The sequence below is a fragment of the Cryobacterium sp. PH31-O1 genome (genome assembly GCF_030063455.1).
Lineage (GTDB): Bacteria > Actinomycetota > Actinomycetes > Actinomycetales > Microbacteriaceae > Cryobacterium.
Window position 1 is genome coordinate 106825 of record NZ_JASITB010000004.1, and the last position, 22104, is coordinate 128928.

General features: G+C 67.3%; 23 protein-coding genes. 13 read left to right on the forward strand and 10 right to left on the reverse strand.

Annotation, left to right across the window (positions count from 1 at the left end; genetic code table 11):
• Positions 1–5: 5 nt before the first annotated feature.
• Together QMK31_RS09740 and QMK31_RS09745 are read right to left on the reverse strand one after the other, a co-directional pair.
• Positions 6–506, reverse strand: coding sequence for a universal stress protein (locus QMK31_RS09740; RefSeq protein ID WP_283500752.1), 501 nt, complete (start codon positions 504–506; stop codon positions 6–8).
• 89 nt (positions 507–595) lie between these two features.
• Positions 596–952 (reverse strand): ArsR/SmtB family transcription factor, encoded by a 357-nt coding sequence (locus QMK31_RS09745; RefSeq protein WP_283500753.1) that lies wholly within the window; start codon positions 950–952, stop codon positions 596–598.
• A gap of 147 nt (positions 953–1099) precedes the next feature.
• Between QMK31_RS09745 and arsB the strand changes: the two genes are divergently transcribed.
• Both arsB and QMK31_RS09755 read left to right on the forward strand, forming a co-directional pair.
• On the forward strand, positions 1100–2158 hold the full coding sequence (gene arsB / locus QMK31_RS09750; RefSeq protein WP_283501014.1) for an ACR3 family arsenite efflux transporter: 1059 nt from the start codon (positions 1100–1102) through the stop codon (positions 2156–2158).
• 25 nt (positions 2159–2183) lie between these two features.
• Positions 2184–2585 (forward strand): arsenate reductase ArsC, encoded by a 402-nt coding sequence (locus QMK31_RS09755; protein ID WP_283500754.1) that lies wholly within the window; start codon positions 2184–2186, stop codon positions 2583–2585.
• A 30-nt stretch (positions 2586–2615) separates the two neighbouring features.
• Here the strand turns inward: QMK31_RS09755 and QMK31_RS09760 are convergent, their stop codons facing one another.
• From QMK31_RS09760 to QMK31_RS09780, 5 genes are all read right to left on the reverse strand, one after another.
• Positions 2616–2882 carry a metal-sensitive transcriptional regulator gene (locus tag QMK31_RS09760; RefSeq protein ID WP_283500755.1) on the reverse strand — a complete coding sequence of 89 codons (267 nt, stop codon included), beginning with the start codon at positions 2880–2882 and terminating at the stop codon, positions 2616–2618.
• A 1-nt stretch (position 2883) separates the two neighbouring features.
• Positions 2884–3186 (reverse strand): rhodanese-like domain-containing protein, encoded by a 303-nt coding sequence (locus QMK31_RS09765; protein ID WP_283500756.1) that lies wholly within the window; start codon positions 3184–3186, stop codon positions 2884–2886.
• Positions 3183–4847, reverse strand: a complete 1665-nt coding sequence (locus tag QMK31_RS09770) for an FAD-dependent oxidoreductase (protein WP_283500757.1) — start codon at positions 4845–4847, stop codon at positions 3183–3185. The genes QMK31_RS09765 and QMK31_RS09770 overlap by 4 nt, the downstream gene beginning before the upstream one ends.
• A 161-nt stretch (positions 4848–5008) precedes the next feature.
• A complete protein-coding gene (locus QMK31_RS09775) occupies positions 5009–7234 on the reverse strand; it encodes a heavy metal translocating P-type ATPase (protein ID WP_283500758.1) in 2226 nt (741 codons plus the stop codon).
• Complete coding sequence (locus QMK31_RS09780; RefSeq protein WP_283500759.1) at positions 7234–7455, reverse strand: heavy-metal-associated domain-containing protein; 222 nt, start codon at positions 7453–7455, stop codon at positions 7234–7236. The genes QMK31_RS09775 and QMK31_RS09780 overlap by 1 nt, the downstream gene beginning before the upstream one ends.
• Positions 7456–7575: 120 nt before the next feature.
• Between QMK31_RS09780 and QMK31_RS09785 the strand changes: the two genes are divergently transcribed.
• Entirely contained in the window at positions 7576–7884 is a 309-nt protein-coding gene (locus tag QMK31_RS09785) for a metal-sensitive transcriptional regulator (protein ID WP_283500760.1), read from the forward strand.
• A gap of 102 nt (positions 7885–7986) precedes the next feature.
• Positions 7987–8646: a response regulator gene (locus QMK31_RS09790; protein WP_283500761.1), complete on the forward strand. Its 660-nt coding sequence runs from the start codon at positions 7987–7989 to the stop codon at positions 8644–8646.
• Here QMK31_RS09790 and QMK31_RS09795 read toward each other — a convergent pair.
• Entirely contained in the window at positions 8546–10309 is a 1764-nt protein-coding gene (locus tag QMK31_RS09795) for a GAF domain-containing sensor histidine kinase (protein WP_283500762.1), read from the reverse strand. The two genes, QMK31_RS09790 and QMK31_RS09795, sit on opposite strands and share 101 nt — an antisense overlap.
• A gap of 68 nt (positions 10310–10377) precedes the next feature.
• Positions 10378–11232: a universal stress protein gene (locus QMK31_RS09800; RefSeq protein WP_283500763.1), complete on the reverse strand. Its 855-nt coding sequence runs from the start codon at positions 11230–11232 to the stop codon at positions 10378–10380.
• 232 nt (positions 11233–11464) lie between these two features.
• Between QMK31_RS09800 and QMK31_RS09805 the strand changes: the two genes are divergently transcribed.
• The 5 genes from QMK31_RS09805 (at position 11465) to QMK31_RS09825 (ending at position 16392) form a co-directional block, all read left to right on the forward strand.
• On the forward strand, positions 11465–12520 hold the full coding sequence (locus tag QMK31_RS09805; RefSeq protein WP_283500764.1) for a zinc-dependent alcohol dehydrogenase family protein: 1056 nt from the start codon (positions 11465–11467) through the stop codon (positions 12518–12520).
• A gap of 25 nt (positions 12521–12545) precedes the next feature.
• Positions 12546–13112 carry a flavodoxin family protein gene (locus QMK31_RS09810; protein WP_283500765.1) on the forward strand — a complete coding sequence of 189 codons (567 nt, stop codon included), beginning with the start codon at positions 12546–12548 and terminating at the stop codon, positions 13110–13112.
• A gap of 152 nt (positions 13113–13264) precedes the next feature.
• Positions 13265–14128 carry a universal stress protein gene (locus QMK31_RS09815; protein ID WP_283500766.1) on the forward strand — a complete coding sequence of 288 codons (864 nt, stop codon included), beginning with the start codon at positions 13265–13267 and terminating at the stop codon, positions 14126–14128.
• Positions 14129–14254: 126 nt separating this feature from the next.
• Positions 14255–15187, forward strand: coding sequence for a hypothetical protein (locus QMK31_RS09820; RefSeq protein ID WP_283500767.1), 933 nt, complete (start codon positions 14255–14257; stop codon positions 15185–15187).
• Positions 15184–16392 (forward strand): coiled-coil domain-containing protein, encoded by a 1209-nt coding sequence (locus QMK31_RS09825; protein ID WP_283500768.1) that lies wholly within the window; start codon positions 15184–15186, stop codon positions 16390–16392. Before QMK31_RS09820 ends, QMK31_RS09825 begins: the two co-directional genes overlap by 4 nt.
• A 4-nt stretch (positions 16393–16396) precedes the next feature.
• On the opposite strand, the gene QMK31_RS09830 is transcribed toward QMK31_RS09825, so the two are convergent.
• Positions 16397–17152, reverse strand: a complete 756-nt coding sequence (locus QMK31_RS09830) for an NUDIX hydrolase (RefSeq protein WP_283500769.1) — start codon at positions 17150–17152, stop codon at positions 16397–16399.
• Between the two features lie 162 nt (positions 17153–17314).
• On the opposite strand from QMK31_RS09830, the gene QMK31_RS09835 reads away from it, so the two are divergent.
• The 4 genes from QMK31_RS09835 (at position 17315) to QMK31_RS09850 (ending at position 22100) form a co-directional block, all read left to right on the forward strand.
• Entirely contained in the window at positions 17315–18370 is a 1056-nt protein-coding gene (locus tag QMK31_RS09835) for a 2,3-butanediol dehydrogenase (protein ID WP_283500770.1), read from the forward strand.
• A 64-nt stretch (positions 18371–18434) separates the two neighbouring features.
• On the forward strand, positions 18435–19202 hold the full coding sequence (locus QMK31_RS09840; RefSeq protein ID WP_283500771.1) for an MBL fold metallo-hydrolase: 768 nt from the start codon (positions 18435–18437) through the stop codon (positions 19200–19202).
• 342 nt (positions 19203–19544) lie between these two features.
• The gene (locus tag QMK31_RS09845) at positions 19545–20501 is read left to right on the forward strand and encodes a hypothetical protein (RefSeq protein ID WP_283500772.1); all 957 of its coding nucleotides are present in this window, start codon (positions 19545–19547) and stop codon (positions 20499–20501) included.
• Positions 20502–22100 carry an efflux RND transporter periplasmic adaptor subunit gene (locus tag QMK31_RS09850; protein WP_283500773.1) on the forward strand — a complete coding sequence of 533 codons (1599 nt, stop codon included), beginning with the start codon at positions 20502–20504 and terminating at the stop codon, positions 22098–22100.
• Positions 22101–22104 lie beyond the last annotated feature (4 nt).

The window sequence follows — 22104 nt, forward strand, 5'->3', positions numbered from 1 at the left end:
CCGCCCTAGTCGGTGGACTCCCACGGTAGTTGATCACGGAAGGCAACCGGGGCCAGCGGAATGACAACGACCGGCCGGTGCTGCCGGTGCGCGAGGTGCACCGCCACGGATCCGCCGAGAAACTCCTGCACGGTGGCACGCATGCCCCGCTCGCGGGTACCGACCACGATCATCGCGGCGTCGAGCGTGTCGGCGAGGTGAGCGAGAGCCCTGGCCGGGTCACCGGCCACGGCGCGGGTCGACCAGATCAGCGTGCCGCCGCCGAGCAGGGTCGTCAAGTGGGATCGCAGGGCGACCGGGAAGCCCTCATCACCCAGATCCAGCAGGTCGGGATCGACCGGCAGCGACATGATGCTGCCGTCGGCGAATTCGTCGACGACATAGCGGCCCGGCTCGACCGTGGCGCAAACGAGTTCGGCGTGAAACCGGTCCGCGAAGGCGGCGGCTTCCAGCACGACCACGTCGGGCTGGCCCGGCGTCACTCCGACGATCACGTAGGTGTTCACGAGGATTTCCTTTCCGCCTCACGGCTGCGGTTCCAGCTTGGCCGCTTTCCTGGCGCACGGCTAGGGCCGCCGCACGCGCGTCGATCGGGTCAGACGCTCGTAAGCACCTCGGCAACGGCGCTGAGAGAGCCGGGTACGAGGCTGTAATACGACCAGGTGCCACGTTTGGCGCGGGTCAGAAACCCGGCGTCGACGAGCACCTTGAGGTGGTGCGAGATGGTCGGCTGACTCAGGGTGAGCTGGTCGGTCAGGTCGCAGACGCAGGCTTCCTGGTCGGCGTGGGCGGAGACGATCGAGATGATGCGCAGCCGGGCCGGATCGGCGAGGGCTTTGAGCGAGCGGGCGAGGCTATCGGCGCTGTGGGCGGCGATGGCCGCGCGGGCCAGCGGGGAGGAGCAGGCATCCGCTGCAATGGCGGTCAGAGGCAGCACCGGGGTCACCGTCACGTGAACACACTCTCCTTAGATTGACATCGGTCGATGCAATGTTCTAGCGTAGGCATCGACACCGATCAACGTTACCGCGAGTCGCTGTCGTCAATACTTTGGAGTTTCGTGAGCATTTCGGCGCCTGCCCCCACCCGTCTCGGCTCGATGGACCGCCTGCTGCCGGTCTGGATCCTCGCCGCCATGGGCCTCGGCCTGCTCCTGGCCGTGTTCGTGCCGGCCGTCGGCAACCTGCTGCACGCGTTCACGATCGGCTCGATCAGCGTACCGATCGCGATCGGGCTGCTCATCATGATGTACCCGGTGCTCGCCAAGGTTCGCTATACGGATGCCCGCGCCGTCGCCTCAGACAAGCGGCTGCTGGTCTCCTCCCTGCTGCTGAACTGGCTGGTAGGCCCGGCGCTTATGTTCACCCTGGCCTGGATTTTTCTGCCCGACCTGCCGGAATACCGCACGGGTCTCATCATCGTGGGCCTCGCCCGCTGCATCGCCATGGTGCTGATCTGGAACGACCTCGCCTGCGGCGACCGCGAAGCCGCGGCCTTTCTCGTGGCCGTGAACTCGGTGTTCCAAGTCGTAGCATTCGGTGCGCTCGGCTGGTTCTACCTGCAGGTACTCCCTGGCTGGCTCGGCCTGCCAACCACGAGCGCTGAGTTCTCGATCTGGGCGATTACCGCGAGCGTGCTGGTGTTCCTCGGCATCCCGCTGCTGGCCGGTTATCTATCCCGTCGCATCGGCGAGGCGCGCCGCGGCCGAGTCTGGTACGAGGTGCGTTTTCTGCCCAGAGTCGGCCCGTTCGCGCTCTGGGGTCTGCTGTTCACGATCGTGATGCTGTTCGCCCTGCAGGGCCAGCAGGTCATCGACCACCCCGGCGATGTCGCGCGCATCGCGCTGCCGATGCTGGTCTACTTCGCGGTCATGTTCCTGGTCGGTTTTCTCACCGGGCGGCTGCTGCGCCTAACCTACGAGCGCACCACGACGCTCGCTTTTACCGCCGCCGGCAACAACTTCGAGCTCGCCATCGCCGTCGCGATCGGCACCTTCGGAGCGCTCAGCGGCCAGGCCCTGGCCGGAATCGTCGGCCCGCTTATAGAGGTTCCCGCCCTCGTCGCCCTCGTCTACGTCGCGCTCTGGCTCAAGCCACGACTGTTCCCCAAACGGATGCCGGCAGCCGACGCGCTGACGCCGGCATCCGCTCTCGTCTAAGCCACACGTCACAAGGAAGAGTTCCATGAAACCCTCCGTACTGTTCGTCTGCGTGCACAATGCCGGCCGCTCGCAGATGGCCGCCGGCTTTCTGACCGCCCTGTCTCAGGGTCGCGTCGAGGTACTCTCGGCCGGCTCCGAACCCAAGGACCAGATCAACCCGGTCGCGATCGCGGCGATGGCCGAAGAGGGAATCGACATCGCCGGCAACGTGCCGAAGATCCTCACGACCGAGGCGGTCAGGCAGTCGGACGTCGTGATCACCATGGGCTGCGGCGACGCCTGCCCGATCTTCCCGGGCAAACGCTACGAGGACTGGCAGTTAAACGACCCGGCCGGCCAGGGCATCGAGAGCGTGCGACCGATTCGCAACGAGATCAAGGCGCGCATCGAGGCACTGCTCGCCGAAATTCTGCCCGTCACCTAACCCTCGCTTATCAGGCGAGCGGATTCTCCGCTACGCGAGCGTCAGGAACAGCTTCTCGAGCTCGGGCACCGTGAGCGAGTTCTCGCTGTCGGGATTTGCGATGCAGTCGCGCATCGCGGTCGACACAATCACGAAGCCGGCCTTGTCGAGCGCGCTCGACACCGCGGCAAGCTGGGTGACGACGTCACGGCAATTGCCACCGCCCTCGACCGCCGCGATCACGGCGGTCAACTGCCCCTGCGCCCGGCGCAACCGGTTCAGGATCTTCTTCTGCTCAGCAGCCCGAACCTCGTCCATCTCAGGCCCCCTGCTCGGTCGGAAGTCCGGCTTGCTGCCAGGCGGTGGTGCCGCCGGCAATATTCACGGCGTCATGGCCGTGAGCTGCGAGATACTCGGCAACCTGCGCGCTGCGACCGCCGATCGCGCAGATGACGTGCACCGGCACATCCGCTGGAATCTCGCCGATTCTCGCAACGACCTCCCCCATGGGAATGTGCGTTACGCCGGGCACGTGGGCGGCTTCGTACTCCCACGGTTCGCGCACGTCAATGACGACGGGCTCGGTGAGCGCGGACAGCTCGGTGACGGTGATCTCTTTCATGCGAGGACCCTTTCAGCAATGGGGGAAACAACAAGGCTAGACGTTCCGGCGAGCCAGGTGCGGTAACCGCCGTCGAGGTTTTTCACATCGAAGCCGTTCTGGGCCAGTATGCGCGCGGCGGTGTGGCCGCGCTGGCCCACCTGGCAGTGCACGATCAGCGGCACGCGGGGCAGGTCATTGAGCCGTGCCCGCAGGTCGTCGAGTGACACGTTGAGCGCGCCCGGAATGCTGCCCGCCGCAAATTCTCCGGCTGAACGCACGTCGATAAGCACGGAGCCCGCCGCGCGCGCAGCCTCCAATTCGTGCCATTGCAGGTTGACGCTTGTGCCCCGCGCGAGGTTGTCGGCCACATAGCCGAGCTGGTTGATCGGGTCTTTCGCCGAGGCGTACTGCGGCGCATAGGCCAGTTCGAGACGCGTCAAAGCGGATGCGCCCAGCCCCGCCGCCATCGCCACCGCGATGACGTCAATGCGCTTGTCCACCCCCGCGCCGCCGACGATCTGCGCCCCGAGAATGGCGTCGGTATCGGCGTCGATGAGTAGTTTCATCGACATGCCCTCCGCGCCGGGAAAGTAACCGGCGTGGTTGGCGGGGTGGGTGTGCGCGATGCGGTGCGCGCGCGCGGAGGCGAGGAGGCGTGTTTCGTTCCAGCCGACCAGTGCCACGGTGAGACCGAAGATCCCCAGGATTCCGGTGCCGAGGGCCGGGGCGGCATGCTCGGCGGTGCCGGCGATGCTGTCAGCGACGGAGCGTCCGTGGCGGTTCGCGAGACCGGCCATGGTGACGAGCGTGCCGGAGCCGGTGACGGCATCCGTTTTTTCGACACCGTCGCCGACGGCGAAAATGAGCGGATCGCTCGTGGCCTGGGTGCCGTCGACCCAGACGCCGCCGCTCTCGCCGATGCGCAGGCCGGCCTGCTCCGCGAGGGTCACGTCGGGGCGCACGCCGCTCGCGTCGATCACGAGGTCGGCCGACACGGTTGTGCCGTCGCTGAGGGTGACACTGTCACCAGAATGCCCGGTCACGATCGTGTTCAGCCGCACGTCGACGCCACGTTCGCGCACGCGGTCAAGCACGGGCGCGGCCATCTCGGGGTCGAGCGGGGTGAAGATCTGCGGCCCGCGCTGCACGAGGGTCACGTGCACGCCGCGGTGCACGAGGTTTTCGACGGCTTCGAGGCCGATGAAGCCGCCGCCGATCACCACAGCGGATACCGCGCCCGCCCCCGCGAGCACCGCCGTGATGTGGTCGACGTCGTCGACCGTGCGCAGCGTATGCGTGGGAATGGTGGCGTCGCTCACAGCGCCGGCCCTGGCGGAGGCTCCGGCAGCGAGCACAAGGCGGTCGTAGTATTCGACGCTCTCGACATCGGTGAGCAGGTCGCGCACCGTGACGGTCTGAGCGACGCGGTCGATCTGCACGACCTCCGTGTCGACGCGCACGTCGAGCGCGAAACGGGCTCCGAGAGACTGGGGGGTCTGCAACAGCAGATCGCCCCGATCGCTTATGACTCCACCGACAAAATAGGGCAGGCCACAGTTCGCGAACGACACGTAATGGCCGCGCTCGAACACGATGATCTCGGCCGTCTCGTCGAGCCGGCGCAACCTCGTTGCCGCCGACATTCCGCCCGCAACTCCGCCTACGATGATGATTTTCACGTTTACCTCCAGCCCAAGGATACCCCAAGGGGTATCCGCGCACAAGCCGGCACGGCGGGGTATCCGCTCGCCCGGGCCCACCTTAGGAACCGGGGCCCAGTCTATAAACTGGGCCCACGGACGGGGCCCGGGCCCCGTCCGGAAGGCTCAGGCCGGAATGCTCAGGCCGGCAGGGCCCGGAAGCCGCGCAGGCGCAGGCTGTTCGTCACCACGAAAATCGACGACAGGGCCATCGCGGCCCCGGCGATGAGCGGGTTCAGCAGCCCGGCCATAGCGAGCGGAATCGCCGCGACGTTGTAGGCGAAGGCCCAGAACAGGTTGGCCTTGATCGTCGCGAGGGTGCGGCGAGCCAAGCGGATGGCGTCCGCTGCGGCGAGCAGGTCGCTGCGCATGAGCGTGAGATCACTCGCCTCGATGGCCACATCGGTGCCCGACCCCATGGCGATACCGAGGTCAGCGGTTGCGAGGGCGACCGCATCGTTGACCCCGTCACCGACCATCGCAACCACGTGCCCCTGCGCCTGCAGGGAAGCAATCAACCGCGCCTTGTCGGCCGGCAGTACCCCGGCGGTCACATCGGTGATGCCACACACGTCCGCAACAGTCTGCGCTGCGGCAGTATTGTCACCGGTCACCAACAGCGGCGTCAGCCCGAGAGCTCGAAACCGGGCGATGGCGGCAGCGCTTGTGGGTTTCACGGTGTCGGCGACGGTGAGCACGCCCCGTACCTGACCCTCCCAGGCCACCATGACGGCCGTCTTGCCGAGCCCCTCGGCGGTCGCCATCACCGCCTGCATCTCGATGGGTATCGCAATCTGCCACCGATCGATCAGCCATGAGGGCCGCCCGACCAGAACCTGCCGGCCCTCAACCATGGCCTGCACGCCGAGCCCCTGCTCCGACGCAAACTCCGAAGAGGAAGCCACCCCGCCCAGCCGGGAAACCGCACCAGCCGTGATGGCCCGCGCGATCGGATGCTCCGACCCGCTTTCCGCCGCCCCCGCCAGCCGCAGCAGCTCATCGGCAGAACCACACTCGTGCGGAGCGACGGTGGAGAGCGTCATGCGCCCGGTGGTGATCGTTCCGGTCTTGTCGAGAACGATCGTGTCGACGCGCCGCGTGGATTCCAGAACCTGCGGCCCCTTGATCAGGATGCCCAGCTGCGCGCCGCGCCCAGTGCCCACGAGCAGCGCGGTCGGCGTGGCCAGCCCGAGCGCGCATGGGCAGGCGATGATCAGCGTTGCCACGGCCGCCGTGAACGCGACGGAAGCCCCGGCACCGACCAGCAGCCAGCCGGCCAGCGTAGCGAGGGCGAGAAGAATTACGATCGGCACGAAGATACCCGAAACCCGGTCGGCCAGCCGTTGCACCTCGGCCTTGCCGGTTTGCGCCTGCTCCACCAGCCGGCCAATCTGGGCGAGCTCGGTGTCAGCGCCAACCCGCACAGCGCGCACCACGAGCCGCCCGCCGGAGTTCAGCGTGGCCCCCACAACGCTGTCGCCTGGCCCGACCTCGATCGGCACCGACTCGCCGGTGAGCAGGCTCGCATCGATTGCGCTTGAACCGTCGACGATCACCCCGTCGGTCGCGACCTTCTCCCCCGGCCGCACGACGAACTGGTCACCGACCACGAGCAGCGCGGTACTGATGCGCGATTCCACGCCGTCCTTGAGCAGGGTGGTCTCCTTCGCACCGAGCTCGAGCAGCGCCTGCAGGGCCGCGCCGGAATTGCGCTTGGCCCGCGCCTCCGCATAGCGTCCGGCCAGAATGAACACGGTGACAGCGGATGCCACCTCCAGATAGATCTCGTCGGCGCCACTTCCCGGGGTGGCCGAGAAGCTGAAGCTCATGGTCATGCCGGCCATCCCGGCAAGGCCGAAGAACAGCGCGTAGAGCGACCAGCCGAGGGCGGCGAGTACACCGACACTGACCAGGGTGTCCATGGTCGCGGCACCGTGCCGGGCGTTCAGCCAGGCGGCCCGGTGGAATGGCCAGGCGCCCCAGACGGCGACCGGCGCCGCAAGGGTCAGGGCCAGCCACTGCCAGTTGGTGAACTGCAGCACGGGAATCATCGATAAAACGGCGACCGGCAGGGTCAGCGCGGCCGAGATCAGCAGGCGCTGGCGCAGGGCAGAGACCTCAAGCGAGCCGGCATCGTCCACGACCACGGGAGTCGGCAGCACGGCCGTATAACCGGTGGCTTCGATGGTCTTGATGGCGTCGTCGACGCTCGTGCCGACCGGAACGAAAACACTCGCCTTCTCGGTGGCGTAGTTGACCGTGGCGGCGACGCCTGGCATCCGGTTGAGCTTCTTCTCGATGCGCGCGGCGCAGGAGGTGCAGGTCATGCCCCCGACGAGCAGGTCAACCTGTTGACCGGCGGACATCAAACGGCCACCAACTGGTAGCCAGCCTCCTCCACGGCAGCAGAAACCAGAGCGGGGTCGAGCGCCGACGCACTCGTGACGGTAACCCGGGAGGTGCCGCCCGAGATCAGGTCGACGCTGACGGATTCGGTGCCCGCGAGACCCCCGATCTCCTCGGTCACACTCGCAACGCAGTGATTGCAGGTCATTCCGTCAACGCCGTAGGCGGTCGTGGTGCTCATGGTTATGCCTCACTGTCTTCTCCCCGCTAAGGGGCCACACCCCGCAACGGGGCCTTCATTCCAGCATACCCCTTGGGGGTACCGTTGCCCCACTATACCCCAAGGGGGTACAGTAATGTCATGACCGAGTCAGAGACCCACGACGGCCCGCACGGCTACATCTCGAACAAGGACGCATACCTCAAACGCCTGCGTCGCATCGAGGGCCAGGCTCGCGGCCTGCAGGGCATGGTCACCGACGACAAGTACTGCATCGATATTCTCACCCAGATTTCGGCAATGACGAGCGCGCTCGAGTCGGTCGCCCTCGGCCTGCTCGACGACCATCTGAACCACTGCGTGCTGCACGCGGCCGTGGCTGGCGGCGCGGCAGCCGAGGCCAAGCTGCAGGAAGCATCCGCTGCCATCGCCCGGCTGGTGCGCTCTTAAGGACCTTTGGCCCTAGTCGCCGGGTAAGCACGCGCGCCAAACTGGAAGGACTGACAACCGAGCACCGGCCGCCTGCACCGCACCCGGCCGGGAAGGACCCCCATGATCACCCCAGCGCGCACGCCCGACCGCATTCGCGTCTTCATCCTCGACGACCACGAATTGGTGCGCCGCGGCCTGCGCGAGCTGCTCGAGGGTGAGGGTTTCGACGTAGTTGCCGACAGCGGCCTGGCGGCCGAGGCAACACCGCTGATTCTGCAGTTACGCCCCGATGTGGCCATTCTCGACGCCCGCCTGCCCGACGGCACCGGCATCGAGGTCTGCCGCGACGTTCGGTCGGCCGATCCCTCCGTGCACTGCCTCATTCTCACGAGCTACGACGACGAGCAGGCCCTGCGCGGAGCGGTACTCGCCGGGGCCGCCGGTTACGTGCTGAAAGAGATTCGCAGTACCGACCTGCTCGGCAAGATTCGGCGCGCGGCGGCCGGCGATTCGCTGTTCGACCCGACAATCAAGGCCGGCATCATCGCCGGGCTGGCCGACCCGCAAGACGCCCGCCTCGCGTCGCTCACCGCGCAGGAGCGCAAGGTGCTCGACCTGATCGGCGAGGGCCTGACCAACCGTGAAATCGGTCAGACCATGTTTCTCGCCGAGAAGACGGTCAAGAACTACGTGTCGTCGATGCTGGCGAAGCTGGACTTTCAGCGCCGAACCCAGGCCGCCGTGTACGTTGCGAAACGTGGAGACGAACACCAACGGTAACCTCCGGCACCGGCACCGACCAGCGCAGCCGGGTCCCCTCGCCCACGACGCTGCGCACAGAGAACTTGCCGCCGAGCAGCGCCGCGCGCTCCTTGAGGTTGTCGAGGCCGCTGCGCCGGGTGGGCTTGCTGAAGCCGCAACCGTTGTCGGCGATGACGAGCTTGATGCGGTCGGCATCGGCGTCGACCGTGATGTCGATCGAACTCGCCCTGGAATGCCGCGCAGCATTGCTGAGTCCCTCAGAGATCACGGCCAGCAGGCTGCTGCTTAGCTCGTCGGTGACCGGCGCATCGATCGGTCCAGACAAGCGGATGCGCGGCGCAAAGGTGAGGCTCGCCGCGCCCTCTTTAATGACGGCCAGGATGCGACTGCTGAGCGTGCCGGTGTCCTGCGCCATTCCGCGCAGCGAATAGATCGTGTCGCGCAGTTCCCGAATGGTGTCGTCGAGTTCGTTGGTCACGGCGTTGATCCGGTCGAGCGCGATTGGATCATTGGTGAACCGCCGCAGGCTCTGCATGCTCAGCCCGGCGGCGAACAGCCGCTGAATGACCAGGTCGTGCAGGTCGCGGGCAATGCGGTCGCGGTCACCGAGCACGGCCTGCTCCTCGCGCATGCGATGCACAGAGGCCAGTTCGAGCGCCAGCGACACCTGGGCGCCGAAGACCGCGCTCATCTCCACATCGGTGAGGCTGTACCCAGCGGATGCCGGCGCCCGCGACAGCAGAATCACGCCCTGGCCGTCCCCGGCCGGCCCGAGCGCGGCCACGAGGGTGGAACCCAGGAGCGACCAGTGCGCGGCGGGGCCGGGCGAGGCATCCGCTGGGTGCAGTGGCGGCCCCGCGAGCATCGCGGACCGGCCGGTCGCGCGCACATCGCGCAAAACATCGGCCTGGAGCAGCACGGTCGTGCCAACCAGGGCGGACGCAGACGCCTCAGACGCTGGCGCGCCGGCCGCCGCCGCACAGAACAGGCTGTCGCCGGTGGGGAATCCGATCACGGCCAGGTCGGCGCCCGACGCCGCGAGCACCCGCTCGGCAACGAGGTCGAGGCCGTTGTCTTCGTCGCCGTCAACCGGTCGCAGCAGGTCGCGGCCCATTTCGGCGACCGCTTCGAGCCAGCGTGAACGACCGCGGGCCTCGTCGTAGAGGCGGGCGTTTTCGATCGTGACGCCGGCGGCCGCGGCGAGCGCAACGGCAAGTTCCTGATCTTCGTCGGTGAAGTCGCCGCCACCCTCCTTCTCGGTGAGATAGAGGTTGCCGAATACCGTGTCGCGCACCCGAACCGGAACGCCGAGAAACGACCTCATCGGCGGGTGATGCGCTGGAAAGCCGAAGGAGTCGGGGTGATCGTGCAGGTCATGCAGGCGAATGGGGTGCGGTTCTCGAATGAGCAGCCCGAGCACACCGTGACCGACCGGCAGCGGGCCGATCTTGCGCACGGTCTCGTCGTCGAAGCCCACGGTGACGAAGTGGCTGAGCGCCTGACCGGCGCCGATCACGCCGAGCGCGCCGAACCGGGCCCGCACAAGCTGGCAGGCTGCGGTGACGACGCGTTCGAGTACCGCTTCGAGGCTGAGGTCTTCGGCCACCGACACGACGGCATCGAGCAGGCCGCGCATTCGTTCCTGGGTGAGGGCAAGCTCGGCGGCAGTCTGATCCGTCATTGTTCTCGTCCCCACCCATCAAGTACGACTTAGGCTCTAACCTTCGCACGCTTTGGCGGGTGGTGCCCCTACTTGTGGGCGGTTCTGGTGACAATTGTCGGGCAGGTGATGTGCAGCAGCACCTCGTGGCTGACCGATCCCATCAGCAGGCGCTGCAGCGATCCGCGACCGCGGCTGCCCACCACGAGCAGCTGCGCGTGCCGGGCTGCGGCCACGAGCGCCCGGGCCGGCGACTCGTCGGTCTCGAGCACCTGATGCACCACCAGGTCGGGGTAACGTGCGGTGAGTCCCGCCACCGACTCGGCGAGAACGACGCGTTCCTCTTCCATGCGCTCGGTCACGGCCTCGGCCGGAATGCTGCGCAGCACCCGACGATTCGGCAGGTGCACCGCGTAGAGGGCAAACAGCTCCTGGCCGGTGCGGTCGGCTTCGGCCGCGGCGAACGCCACGGCGGTCACCGAGTCGGCCGAGCCGTCAACGCCCACATAGACGCCGGAGCGCTCGGTTTCGGGCAGCGCGGGAATGACGGCCACCGGGGAGGTCGCCAGCGCGGCGATCTGCAGGCTGACACTGCCGAAGAGTTCACCCTCGACCCGGCCCTTGTGGGCGGTGCCGACGACAACGAGGTCGGCATCCTTCGACAGCTCGCTGAGCACGCGCGGTGCACTGCCGGTGCGTAGCTCGGTGTGGGTGACGACCGTGGGGGCGAGGGCCGCGGCGCGGGCGCCAGCGTCGGCGAGCAGCTTCTTCTCGGCGTCGAGGATGGAGTCGTAATAGCCGTAGCCGTCGGCCAACCAGGTTTCATACACGGTGTGCATGAGCGTCACCGGGCTCTTGACGTTCTCGGCCCGGGCCATGGCCCACGCGAGGGCGGTTTCGCCGGCAGCCGAATCGTCGATGCCAACCACAATCATCCGGTTCATTGCTCTACCTCGTTCTGCACTCGAAAGGGCGGGCCCAGAACTGGTGCCCCATCACCTCTTATCCATCCTGTCAGTCCGCAGGCCTCGCGAATAGGGCCGGAAGTCCCGATTAGCCGCCCATTCCCCGCGCCGGCGCTACGGGACCTTCGGCCCTAGCCGCATCCGGTCCCCGGTCGTACCGTAGCTCTGACGGGTCGTTTGCCCGCCCCATTTGCCACAAAAGGAGAAACTCGTGAAGGCACTCGTCTATGGCGGCCCCGGTCTGAAGAGCTGGACCGATGTTCCTGACCCGACACTGCAGAGCCCGACCGACGCGATCGTGCGCGTGGACACGACGACGATTTGCGGCACCGACCTGCACATTCTTAAGGGCGACGTTCCCGCCGTCACTGTCGGGCGTATCCTCGGCCATGAAGGCGTCGGTACCATCACCGAGGTCGGCTCAGCGGTGAGCAACCTGAAGGTCGGCGACCGGGTCATCATCTCCTGCATCAAGAGCTGCGGTCACTGCAGCAATTGCAGCGCCGGCCTGTACTCGCACTGCCTCGGCGACGAGGGTGCCTCCGGCATCGGCTGGGTCTTCGGGCACCTCATCGACGGCACCCAGGCCGAGTTCGTGCGCGTGCCCTACGCCGACAACTCCCTGCACAAACTGCCAGAGGGCGTCAGCGACGACCAGGGCGTGATGCTCAGCGACATTCTGCCGACCGGTTTTGAGATCGGCGTGCAGTACGGCCGGGTCAAGCCCGGCGATGTTGTCGCCGTCATCGGCGCCGGCCCGGTTGGCCTCGCCGCCATCGCCACTGCCGGGCTCTATGGTGCCGCCGCCATTATCGCGATCGACCTCGACGAGAACCGGCTGGAGCGCGCCCGCGACTTCGGTGCCACCGACACGGTCGTCTCCGGTGCCAAGGATTGGAAAGAGCAGGTGCTCGCCCTCACCGATGGCGCGGGCGTCGACGTGGCGATTGAGGCTGTCGGCATTCCCCAGACTTTCACGATGGCTACAGAGATCGTGCGACCGGGCGGCAACGTCGCCAACGTGGGCGTGCACGGCAAGCCGGTCGACCTGCACCTGGAGAACCTGTGGATTCAGAACATCAACATAAGCATGGGCCTGGTCAACGCCAACACCACGAAGATGCTGTTGAAGCTCGTCGCCAGCAAGAAGTTGGCGGCCGAGAAGCTCGCCACGCACCATTTCAGCTTCGACCAGTTTCTTGAGGCCTACGACACCTTCGGCCGCGCGGCCGAAACCAAGGCGCTCAAGGTTGTCATTTCCCGTTAGTCCGCTGCACACTCCTGGAGGTTTCATGCGCGCCCTGATCGTCTTTGAATCGATGTACGGCAATACCCGTCTCGTAGCGGAGGCGATCGGGCGCGGCCTGGCCCCGGCCGAGGTCATCCTCGTGCCCACCAGCCAGGCTGCGGGCATCGACCTGTCCCAGGTCGACCTGCTCGTGGTCGGCGGCCCCACCCACGTGCACGGCATGAGCCGGCCGAGCACCCGCCAGGGCGCGATCGACGCGGCCGTGACCCCGCAGCACACCCTGCACATCGAAGCGGATGCCGCGGGCAACGGCGTGCGCGAATGGCTCGCGCCCCTGAGGGGGCTGACCTGCCGCGCGGCAGCGTTCGATACCCGGCAGGAGGGGCCGATCCTGCTGACCGGGCACGCCGCCAAGAGCATCGGCAAGCACCTGCTCACAGCCGGAGCAGATCTCGTGGCCGAGTCGGAGAGTTTTCTGGTGAACAAGAGCATCGCCCTGGTGCCCGGCGAGCTTCGCCGCGCTGAAGCGTGGGGCGGGTCGCTGCGGGAGCGGGCGGCGGCCGGACCGCGGCATCCGTTCAGCGACACTGGATCGATCACCACAGCCTGAGGCACCCCTCGATTTACCGGCTGCCTCACGGCGGGAGGTGACTTAAGGCCCTACTCGGGGGTGGCCATGATGGCTAACGTGAAGACCAATCGTTGGTGACGCTCACACGGCATTTCCGCTCGTGGCCCGCCGCCGGAGAAGGGATTGGGCTGATGACGCACACACTCACACGGAGCCAGACGGTGGTCGCCTGGGACGGTTCGGAGCCCGCCAGGGCAGCCCTGGACTGGTCGCTCGCCCGTTCGAACGGCGGCGACCTCACCCTGGTGCGCATCCTCGACCGCACGGTGTCGTCAGCCGATTATTTCACCCTGGAATCCGCCACGGAACGGGCCCGCGAGGTACTCAAAGATGACGCGGACCGGGTGAGCGCAAAGTATCCGACCCGCACCGTGCACGCCGACCTGCGCTCCGGCGACCCGATCACCGAACTGCGGGCCCTGAGCGGAACCGACACTCTCGTCGTGGTCGGAACGCACCGGCGTCGCGGGTCGACCCTGCGCTACGAATGGTCGATGGGGGCGCGCCTGGCCGGTTCGGCCAACGGACCGATCGCGATCATCCCGGAGAGTGACAACAAGCACCACTCGGGCATCGTGGTCGGCGTCGACGGATCGACGGCCTCGAATGCCGCCGTGGAGTTCGCCGCGGCCGAGGCCGATATAAGCGGCCAGGAGCTGCACGCGATTCACGCCTGGCAGGAACCGCTGGTCTGGCGCGATACGACCGAGCCCGATGCCCGGTTTCTGCAGACGCTGGAAACCTCGCATCGTCGTATCCTCGACGAGTCGCTGCTCGCCGTCTCCCGGCGCTATCCGGCGCTCGGTATTCGCGCCTCACTCGTGCGTGGCGCCCCACAATCGGCGCTGCTCGACGCCGCCCGCGGGGCCGCGCTGCTCGTCGTCGGTGACCACGGGCTCAAGGGCGTCTCGAAAGTGCTGCTCGGTTCGGTCAGCCATTCGATCGTGCTGAACATCCAGTCGCCCATGGTGATCATCCCGGCCCCGCCCGCCTGACCGGCCCAGCCGCTGCTCCGGCGCGGGTTCGCAGCACCCCTAACAACGAGTGCCCGCTTCGCTAGCGAGTGCTGCGAACGGATGACCGCGGCCGGCCCGCAGCCCGACCGCGGTTAGGGTTTGGGTATGAGACTCTTCGCGCAGACCCGTCGTAGACTGCGCGTGCTGGCGACCGGGATGGCCCTCGTCGGGCTCGCGGCGACGCTTATTGCGCTGCCGGCCACATCGGCCGCCGCGGCGGGGCTGCCGACCGCCACTATCCTGGCCGCGACCGACGAGGCACCGGACGATCCCGCGACGTTCAACCCGGGACTCATCATCAGCGACTACAACTTCTTCAACCCCGATGCCCTCACCGTGGTGCAAATTCAGGATTTTCTCGAGCAGCGCTCCTGCCGCCCGAGCGACGGAGTGCCCTGCCTCTGGGAGTACCGTGAGACGACAACCAGCCAACCGGCCCAGGGCGCCGGCCACTGCCTGCCCTACGTCGGTGCCGAGAACGAAACGGCCGCCCGCATCATCGCGAAGATCGCGACGGCCTGCACCATCAGCCCCGAGGTCTTGCTGGTGCTGCTGCAAAAGGAACAGTCGCTGCTGACCCGGCCCACGGCATCCGGTTATCTGCGCGCCACCGGCTACGGCTGCCCCGACACCGCGGACTGCGACGACCAATACTTCGGTTTCTTCAACCAGGTTTACAACGCTGCCTGGCAGTTTCGGCAGTACACCCAGGAGCCCGACCGGGCGTTCCAGATCGGGACTGTCGACGTGGGTTTCAACCCCAACGCTGAGTGCGGGGCCTCCGCCGTGGCTATTAGGAACCAGGCCACCGCCAATCTGTACAACTACACGCCGTACCAGCCCAACCCGGTTGCCATCGAGAACGCCGGCGACGAGGGCGATGCCTGCTCCACCTACGGTAACCTCAATTTCTGGTTGTTCTACACGAATTGGTTCGGGGCTTCGACCCTCGAACCGTTCTCGGTCATCTTCGACGACTGCCTCAACTTCGCAAACGGCCAGGGCTGCCGTGTTCCGGCGCTCCTGCCGACAGCGTGACTCAGGTCTTCGGTCGTGTGCGCATTAGGCGGCTGACGCAGGCAACCGGCCTGGCCACGATCACCCTGGTTCTAGCCTCGAGCATCGTCCTGGTGTCCTCCGCGTCAGCCGCCGACTACTATCCCACCTGGCCTGAGGTCGAAGCTGCCCGGTCGAGCGAGGCCGCTACGGCTGCCGAGGTGCAACGGATCGAGTCCGCCCTCAACGGCCTGCAGTCGCGTGCGGGCGCTCTCGGCGATCAGGCCGTGACCGAGACGGCCCACGCCGCCCAGGCCCAAACCGATCTGACGGTGGCGACCACCCAGCAAACTGTGCTGACTGCGCAATCGGAAGCGGCATCCGCTCGGGCTGATATCAGCGGCGAGCAACTCGGGGTGCTCGGTGCCCAGCTCTACCGTTCCGGCGGCAGCAGCCTCGCGGTGGGCGCCCTCTTCGACAGCGGGCAGGCCGACAAACTCTTGTTCCAGCTCGGCGCCATGACCCGGCTCACGGAGCAGACGGGGCGCCTCACGGAGCTCGCCGAGGCCGAGCGCAATACGGCCGAGACCCTTGCCGCCCAGGCCGAGCTGAAGACGCGCGAGCGCGACCGCCTGCGCGACGAAGCCGAGGCCGCACTGGCCGCCACCGAAACAGCGCAGCATGCGGCGGATACCGAGGTTGAACTTCAACGCTCCGCCGGCGAGGTGCTGTACGCCCAGCTGGCCTCACTCAAGAATTCGTCAGCGGAGGTGGAGCGGCAGTACCGCACCGGCGTCACCGCGCAGCAGAATTACGACGAGCAGCAACGGCAGGCTGCGGTAAACGCTGCCGCAGCGGATGCCCCAGCCCAGCCGGTCGCACCCGGCGCCCCGTCCGTTCCCACCGTTCCCCCGATCGTTCCCCTGAGCGGCGCCGTGATCGACCGCGCCGGCGCGAAGCGCATCGCGGCAGACCAGGTGGCGGCCCGGGGCTGGGGCGACTCGGAGCTGACCTGCCTGGTCTCGCTGTGGCAGCGCGAGTCAGGCTGGCGAGTGAACGCCTACAACACGAGCAGCGGCGCGTACGGAATTCCGCAGTCGTTGCCCGGCAGCAAGATGGCGTCGGCCGGCGACGACTGGCAGACCAATCCGGCAACCCAGATCAGCTGGGGTCTTGGCTACATCACCTCCCGTTACGGCACCCCCTGCGGGGCCTGGGCGCACTCCGAGACTCACAACTGGTATTGAGCCACTAGCCCACGCTGTACGCCCACGGCAGCCCGCCGATCTCGAGGCGGTTCCGCCCCCCGGCCTGCTCGGCGAGCGCGTCATCGGCGTACGCCACATCCCCCGCCCAGAACAGCGCCGGCCCGCGCGCGCTCGCACCGAGCCGGGTTTCGTAGTGTGCGAGCCCGCGCTGCCCGGCTTCGGCCACGATGTCGGCCACCGATGCGTGCCCCTGCAGTCCGTGCAGCGTTACCCAGGTTGGTGCTACCAGGGTCATCACAGCGGATGCGTGCCGCTCCAGCGCCTCCTCCGGACGCAGCCAGACGAAGTCGATGACCTCGTCTTCGGCGAGCACGATGGTGCCCGGCGGCGCCGTCGTGAGGTAGAACCAGGTGCGCAGCCGTTTCGGCACGTTCAGCGGCGGAACCCACAGCGCCGTGGCCACGAGGGCCTCGGGTGCGACCTCCAGTGCAGTCTCCTCGAGCACCTCGCGCACCGCAGCCCGGCGGGCGGCGAGCTCTTCGATGGCCTCGGCCTGCGCTGCGGAGGCTTCCCCGGTGGCTTCCCCGGTGGCGCGGCCGGCTGGCGCTGCGGCATCCGTTGACAACCGGTCCTCGGCATCGACGCCGCCGCCGGGAAAGACCCATGCGCCGGCGAAGGACCCGCGGTGCCGCGGCCGCTCGAGCAACAGCACTTCTGGGCCCTCTGGGCTGTCCCGCAGCAAGACCACGGTCGCCGCGACTCCGATCGAAACGTGCGCGGTCTCGGTGTCTAGCGTCATCGCTGGTCCTTAAGGTGTCGGTCGTGCGGGTTTTCCCACCCTAGCGCCGGGCTCTGAACCCACAACGACCGCATCCCGGCGTAGGCTGAAAGTACCCCGGAGCGTACCGCAGGTGCCACGAGGGTACCGTCGCTGTTCCGGTGCAAGGAGGAGTGACGCATCATGAAGGCAGCTCGTTTTCACGGCCCGGCAGACATTCGCATCGAGGACATTCCCGAACCCCAGCTTCGACCGGGAGCCGTCGCCATCGACGTGGCCTGGTGTGGCATCTGCGGAACAGATTTGCACGAATACCTCGAGGGGCCCATCTTCATTCCGGCCGAGGGCCACCCGCATCCGCTTTCGCACGAGGAGGAACCGGTCACGCTCGGCCACGAATTCTCGGGCACCGTCAGCGCACTCGGCGAGGGCGTGACCGACCTCGCTGTCGGCGACAACGTCGTCGTCGAACCCTATTTCGTCTGTAACGAGTGTGCGCCGTGCCTGGCCGGCAACTACCACCTCTGCACCAAGATGGGCTTCATCGGCCTGGCCGGTGGAGGCGGCGGACTCAGCGAGAAGGTCGTCGTCGACCGCCGCTGGGTGCACGCCATTGGCGACATTCCCCTCGATGAGGCCGCGCTGATTGAACCGCTCTCCGTTGCCCACCACGCCTTCGTGCGCAGTGGCGCCAAAGCGGGCGATGTGGCACTCATCGGCGGAGCCGGCCCCATCGGCCTGCTCGTTGCCGCAGTGTGCAAGGCCGAGGGCCTGACCGTGATCATGTCCGAGCTCAGCGAAGCACGCAAGGCTAAGGCGCGCGACACCGGCGTTGCCGATTACGTGCTCGACCCCAGCAAGGAAGACGTCGTCGCCCGGGTGCACGAGCTCACCGGCGGCAACGGCGCCGACGTGTGCTTCGAATGCACGAGCGTGAACGTTGTGCTCAACCAGCTGTTCGACGCGGTGCGGCCCGCCGGCGTCATCGTCAACGTGTCGATCTGGGGCAAGCCGGCCACCATCGACATGCAGAAGCTCGTGCTCAAGGAGATCGACCTGCGCGGAACGATCGCCTACGTGCGCGATCACCCGGCCACGATCAAGCTCGTGCAGGAGGGCCGGGTCAAGCTGGCTCCGTTCATCACGGGACGTATCGCGCTCGATGACCTGATCACCCAGGGTTTCGACACGCTGATCAACCACAACGAGACCGCGGTCAAGATCATCGTTCACCCCTAAGAAGCGCCAATCGGCGGCGCCTCCAACCGGGGGTGCCGCCGATCGCGGCGGTAAACTGCCAATCATGCCCGCCGACATCACGCGCACGAGTGCCCTCACCCGCAGCCTGCTCGCGCCGAACGCCGGGCCGATGACGCTCGACGGCACCAACAGCTATCTCATCGGCGCCCCCGACGCACCGGCCCTGGTCGTCGTCGACCCCGGGCCGCTGCACGAGGGCCACCTCGCCGCTCTCGCAGCGGCCGGCCGGGTCGAGCTCGTGCTGATCACCCACCGGCACGCCGACCACACGGCCGGGAGCGTGCGCTTCGCCGAGCTCACCGGCGCCCCGGTACGGGCGTTCGATGCCGAGCATTGCGTGAATGGTGACCCCCTCAACGACGGTGAGCTGCTTTCGGTCGCCGGCACCAGCATCCGGGTGATCGCCACCCCCGGACACACCGACGACTCGGTCTGCCTGCACCTGCCGGGCGACGGCGACGCCGGATCGGTGATCACCGGCGACACCATTCTCGGCCGCGGAACCACGATCATCGACGGCAGCCTGGCCGACTACCTCGCCTCGCTCGAGTCGTTGCGGTCGCTCGGGCCGGCCACCGTATTGCCGGCGCACGGCCCGGTTTTGCCCGACCTCGCAGCCATCTGCACCGCTTACCTCAAGCACCGCCACGAGCGCCTCGACCAGGTGCGGGCAGCGCTCGGTGAGCTCGGTTCCGCAGCGACAGTGTCGCAGGTCACCGATCTCGTCTACGCGCAAACGGATGCCGCGGTGCGGTTCGCCGCCGAAGCATCCGTTCGCGCGCAGCTCGCCTACCTGCGCACGCAAGCCTGAACTGTACGCCGTGCGGTCTGGCGGTGCCGCACACCCAGGCGCAGGTCATAACTCCTGCAATCCGTCTCGATGGCCGTCAACTCTTCCGTCGTTACGGCGCTCTGATCGTCGGGTCTGAGAAATTGCAGGAGTTATGCGCGGAGCACGCTTACCCGGCCATCTCCCGAGACAACCGGGCCGGACTCCCTTTTGCACCCGAAACAGACCAGGCGGTATGATTTTTTGTAGCGCTGCAACTTGGCGTTCACCCCCGTTCGTCTGCGTAGTGCGCTAGCTTATGGGGAGATCGGGGGCGGCGATCGGTCAGCGGCGCAGCCCAGAAAATGCTCAAAGGGGAACTTCATGCGCCATCGCTCATTACTCACTGCCGTCGCCACCGTCGCTTTTCTGTCGTTGTCGCTCGCGGGGTGCAGCGCCGAGAAGGCTGACACGAAACTCGACCCGGCTGAAAGCCCGCTAGCGAAATACATGGCAGCGACCTACCAGGACTACGACGAAGACTCGGCGATGGCGATGCAGAACGAGCAGGAAGAAATCGTGGCCACCTGCATGGCTGATGAAGGCTTTGACTACGTACCCGTCGATAACTCGCAGTACAGCGGCATGAGCGATGGTGGCGAGGAATACGGCACCGAAAAATGGGTGGCCGAGAACGGCTACGGCATGAGCCAGTCTCCCGAGCAGATCGCCGAGCAGCAGGCGCAGAGCGAAGAATTCGTCGACCCGAACCAGGATTACGTCTCGTCCCTCTCCGAGAGCGAACAAGGCGCGTACTACGAGGTTCTCTCCGGCGTTCAGCCTACCGAGGAGGAACTCGGCGATGACGGTTCTTACGAATACAACTGGGAGACATCCGGCTGCCAGGGATTTGCCAGCCACGAGGTCAACGGGGACCAGCCGTCAGAAGATGAGCACGCGGCGCTGTACGAAGCCATGGGCGCACTGTACGAAGACGCCCAGTCGTCCCCGACCGTCGTGAAGCTCGACGCCGACTGGGCCGCCTGCATGGCTGGCGCGGGATATTCAACCTTCCTGAAAAAGGCCGACGCCCGGGAATTGATCATGAACGAGCAGAACACTCTCTACGAAAGCCAGGCGGCGACCGGCCCGAACGAGCAGAGCCTCGCTGACCTGCACGAGAAGGAACTCGCCCTGGCCATGGCTGATTTCACCTGCGCAGAAAAGGTCGACTACACCGAATCGTCGATGAAGGTGCAGTTCGAACTCGAAGAGCAGTTCATCACCGATCACAAGTCCGAGCTCGACGCGCTCATCGCAGACTCCGAGCAAGGCAAGTAGGTGTCGCGCCGGTTCGGCCGACGACAGAGCGAGCCCCACACGACCGAGGCGATCGATGCCACCTCTGGCGACACCACCGTTTCGGACAACATCGATGCCGACCCCGCCACCCCCTCGCGCAGCCAGGGCTGGCGCCGCCTGTTCGCCGGCAACCGGGTGATCTGGGTGATGGCTACCGTGGCCATCGTCGCGCTCGTGGCCGGCCTCGGCCTCGGCCAGCTGATCGTCTCACCCGGGCAGGCGGCAGCGGATGCCGACGCTCCCGCCGCCGGTCTCATCACCGTTCCGATCGAAAACCGCACCCTGGCCAACGACGTCACCATGCGCGGCGACGCCGCCTACGCCGACTCGGTCGAGGTGTCCATCGAAACAGGCGAACTCGCCGGCGCGCCCATCGTCACCGGGCAGGTCCCAGACGTCGCCGCGATCTTCGACACGGCCTCGATCGCGCTCGAGGTCACCGGCCGCCCGGTGATCGTGCTGCCCGGCGACCTGCCGGTCTACCGCACCCTGCGGGTCGGGGTCTCCGGCCCCGATGTGCTGCAGTTCAAGCAGAGCCTGAGCGCGGCCGGAATCGACCCCGGCGCGCTTGACTCCGACGTATTCGACGCCCGCACAGCGAGCGCCGTCACGGCGCTCTACGCCAAGGTCGGCTACCCGGCGCCCACCGGCGGCAGCGATGTCGCCACCGCGGTGAGCAGCGCCGAAGCCGGAGTCACGAGCGCGCAGGCATCCGTCGACAGCGCCGCCGGCGCCCTCACCACCGTGCAGGGCGCCGCCTCCCACGTCGACGTGGTCGAGCAGGGCAACAACGTGCGCAGCGCCGAACGGGCGCTCGCCCTGGCCCGCACCGAAGGAACTCCCAACGAGATAGCGGATGCCGAGGACGCCGTCACCCTGGCCGTCGCGCGCCAGGCCCAGGCGTTGGCCCCGCGCGACGCGAGCGCCGAAAAGGCGGCCGTCACCGCCGCCAAAGCCGAGCTGACCCGTGCCGGGGAGACCCTGAGTGACGCCCGCGACGGCGCGCTCGCCTACCTGCCTGCCGGCGAGGTGCTCTACCTGCCCGGCCTGCCCCGCCGGGTCGACGAGATCAGCGTGAAGCGCGGATCGAGCATCTCCGGACCGGTCATGCGGGTCTCCGGAGCGACGCTCGTCATCTCCGGCTCGGCCACGGCGAGCGATGCCGCGCTGCTCGAGGTCGGCGCCCCCGCCATCCTCGCCATGCCCGACGGCGACCAGCCGGCCACGATCAGCTCGATCCTGCCCGCCGAACCGGCCAGCGGTGAACCAGCCAGCGGCCGCTTCACCGTTCTGTTCGCTCCCGACGCGCTCACCGACGAACAGATCCAGGCCGTGCAGGGCAGCAACGTGCGTGTGCGCATCCCGGTCAGCTCGACCGACGGCGAGGTGCTCGCCGTTCCGCTCGCCGCGCTCACCGCCGGGGCCGGCGGTGAATCCCGGGTCGAGTTTGATCCCGGCGAGGGTGCCGAGACCGTACTGGTCGAGGTCACCACCGGGCTCGCGGCCGAAGGCTTCGTCGAGATCACCGCGGTCGACGGCTCGCTGAGCGTCGGCGACCTCGTCGTGGTGGGCCGGTGATGGG

What these genes read in the sequence shown, in the direction of transcription:
- arsB (WP_283501014.1), top strand. Translation starts at nt 1,100, where the DNA reads ATGGACCGCCTGCTGCCGGTCTGGATCCTCGCCGCCATGGGCCTCGGC.
- QMK31_RS09755 (WP_283500754.1), top strand. Translation starts at nt 2,184, where the DNA reads ATGAAACCCTCCGTACTGTTCGTCTGCGTGCACAATGCCGGCCGCTCG.
- QMK31_RS09760 (WP_283500755.1), bottom strand. Translation starts at nt 2,882, where the DNA reads ATGGACGAGGTTCGGGCTGCTGAGCAGAAGAAGATCCTGAACCGGTTG.
- QMK31_RS09765 (WP_283500756.1), bottom strand. Translation starts at nt 3,186, where the DNA reads ATGAAAGAGATCACCGTCACCGAGCTGTCCGCGCTCACCGAGCCCGTC.
- QMK31_RS09775 (WP_283500758.1), bottom strand. Translation starts at nt 7,234, where the DNA reads ATGTCCGCCGGTCAACAGGTTGACCTGCTCGTCGGGGGCATGACCTGC.
- QMK31_RS09780 (WP_283500759.1), bottom strand. Translation starts at nt 7,455, where the DNA reads ATGAGCACCACGACCGCCTACGGCGTTGACGGAATGACCTGCAATCAC.
- QMK31_RS09785 (WP_283500760.1), top strand. Translation starts at nt 7,576, where the DNA reads ATGACCGAGTCAGAGACCCACGACGGCCCGCACGGCTACATCTCGAAC.
- QMK31_RS09790 (WP_283500761.1), top strand. Translation starts at nt 7,987, where the DNA reads ATGATCACCCCAGCGCGCACGCCCGACCGCATTCGCGTCTTCATCCTC.
- QMK31_RS09795 (WP_283500762.1), bottom strand. Translation starts at nt 10,309, where the DNA reads ATGACGGATCAGACTGCCGCCGAGCTTGCCCTCACCCAGGAACGAATG.
- QMK31_RS09800 (WP_283500763.1), bottom strand. Translation starts at nt 11,232, where the DNA reads ATGAACCGGATGATTGTGGTTGGCATCGACGATTCGGCTGCCGGCGAA.
- QMK31_RS09810 (WP_283500765.1), top strand. Translation starts at nt 12,546, where the DNA reads ATGCGCGCCCTGATCGTCTTTGAATCGATGTACGGCAATACCCGTCTC.
- QMK31_RS09815 (WP_283500766.1), top strand. Translation starts at nt 13,265, where the DNA reads ATGACGCACACACTCACACGGAGCCAGACGGTGGTCGCCTGGGACGGT.
- QMK31_RS09820 (WP_283500767.1), top strand. Translation starts at nt 14,255, where the DNA reads ATGAGACTCTTCGCGCAGACCCGTCGTAGACTGCGCGTGCTGGCGACC.
- QMK31_RS09830 (WP_283500769.1), bottom strand. Translation starts at nt 17,152, where the DNA reads ATGACGCTAGACACCGAGACCGCGCACGTTTCGATCGGAGTCGCGGCG.
- QMK31_RS09835 (WP_283500770.1), top strand. Translation starts at nt 17,315, where the DNA reads ATGAAGGCAGCTCGTTTTCACGGCCCGGCAGACATTCGCATCGAGGAC.
- QMK31_RS09840 (WP_283500771.1), top strand. Translation starts at nt 18,435, where the DNA reads ATGCCCGCCGACATCACGCGCACGAGTGCCCTCACCCGCAGCCTGCTC.
- QMK31_RS09845 (WP_283500772.1), top strand. Translation starts at nt 19,545, where the DNA reads ATGCGCCATCGCTCATTACTCACTGCCGTCGCCACCGTCGCTTTTCTG.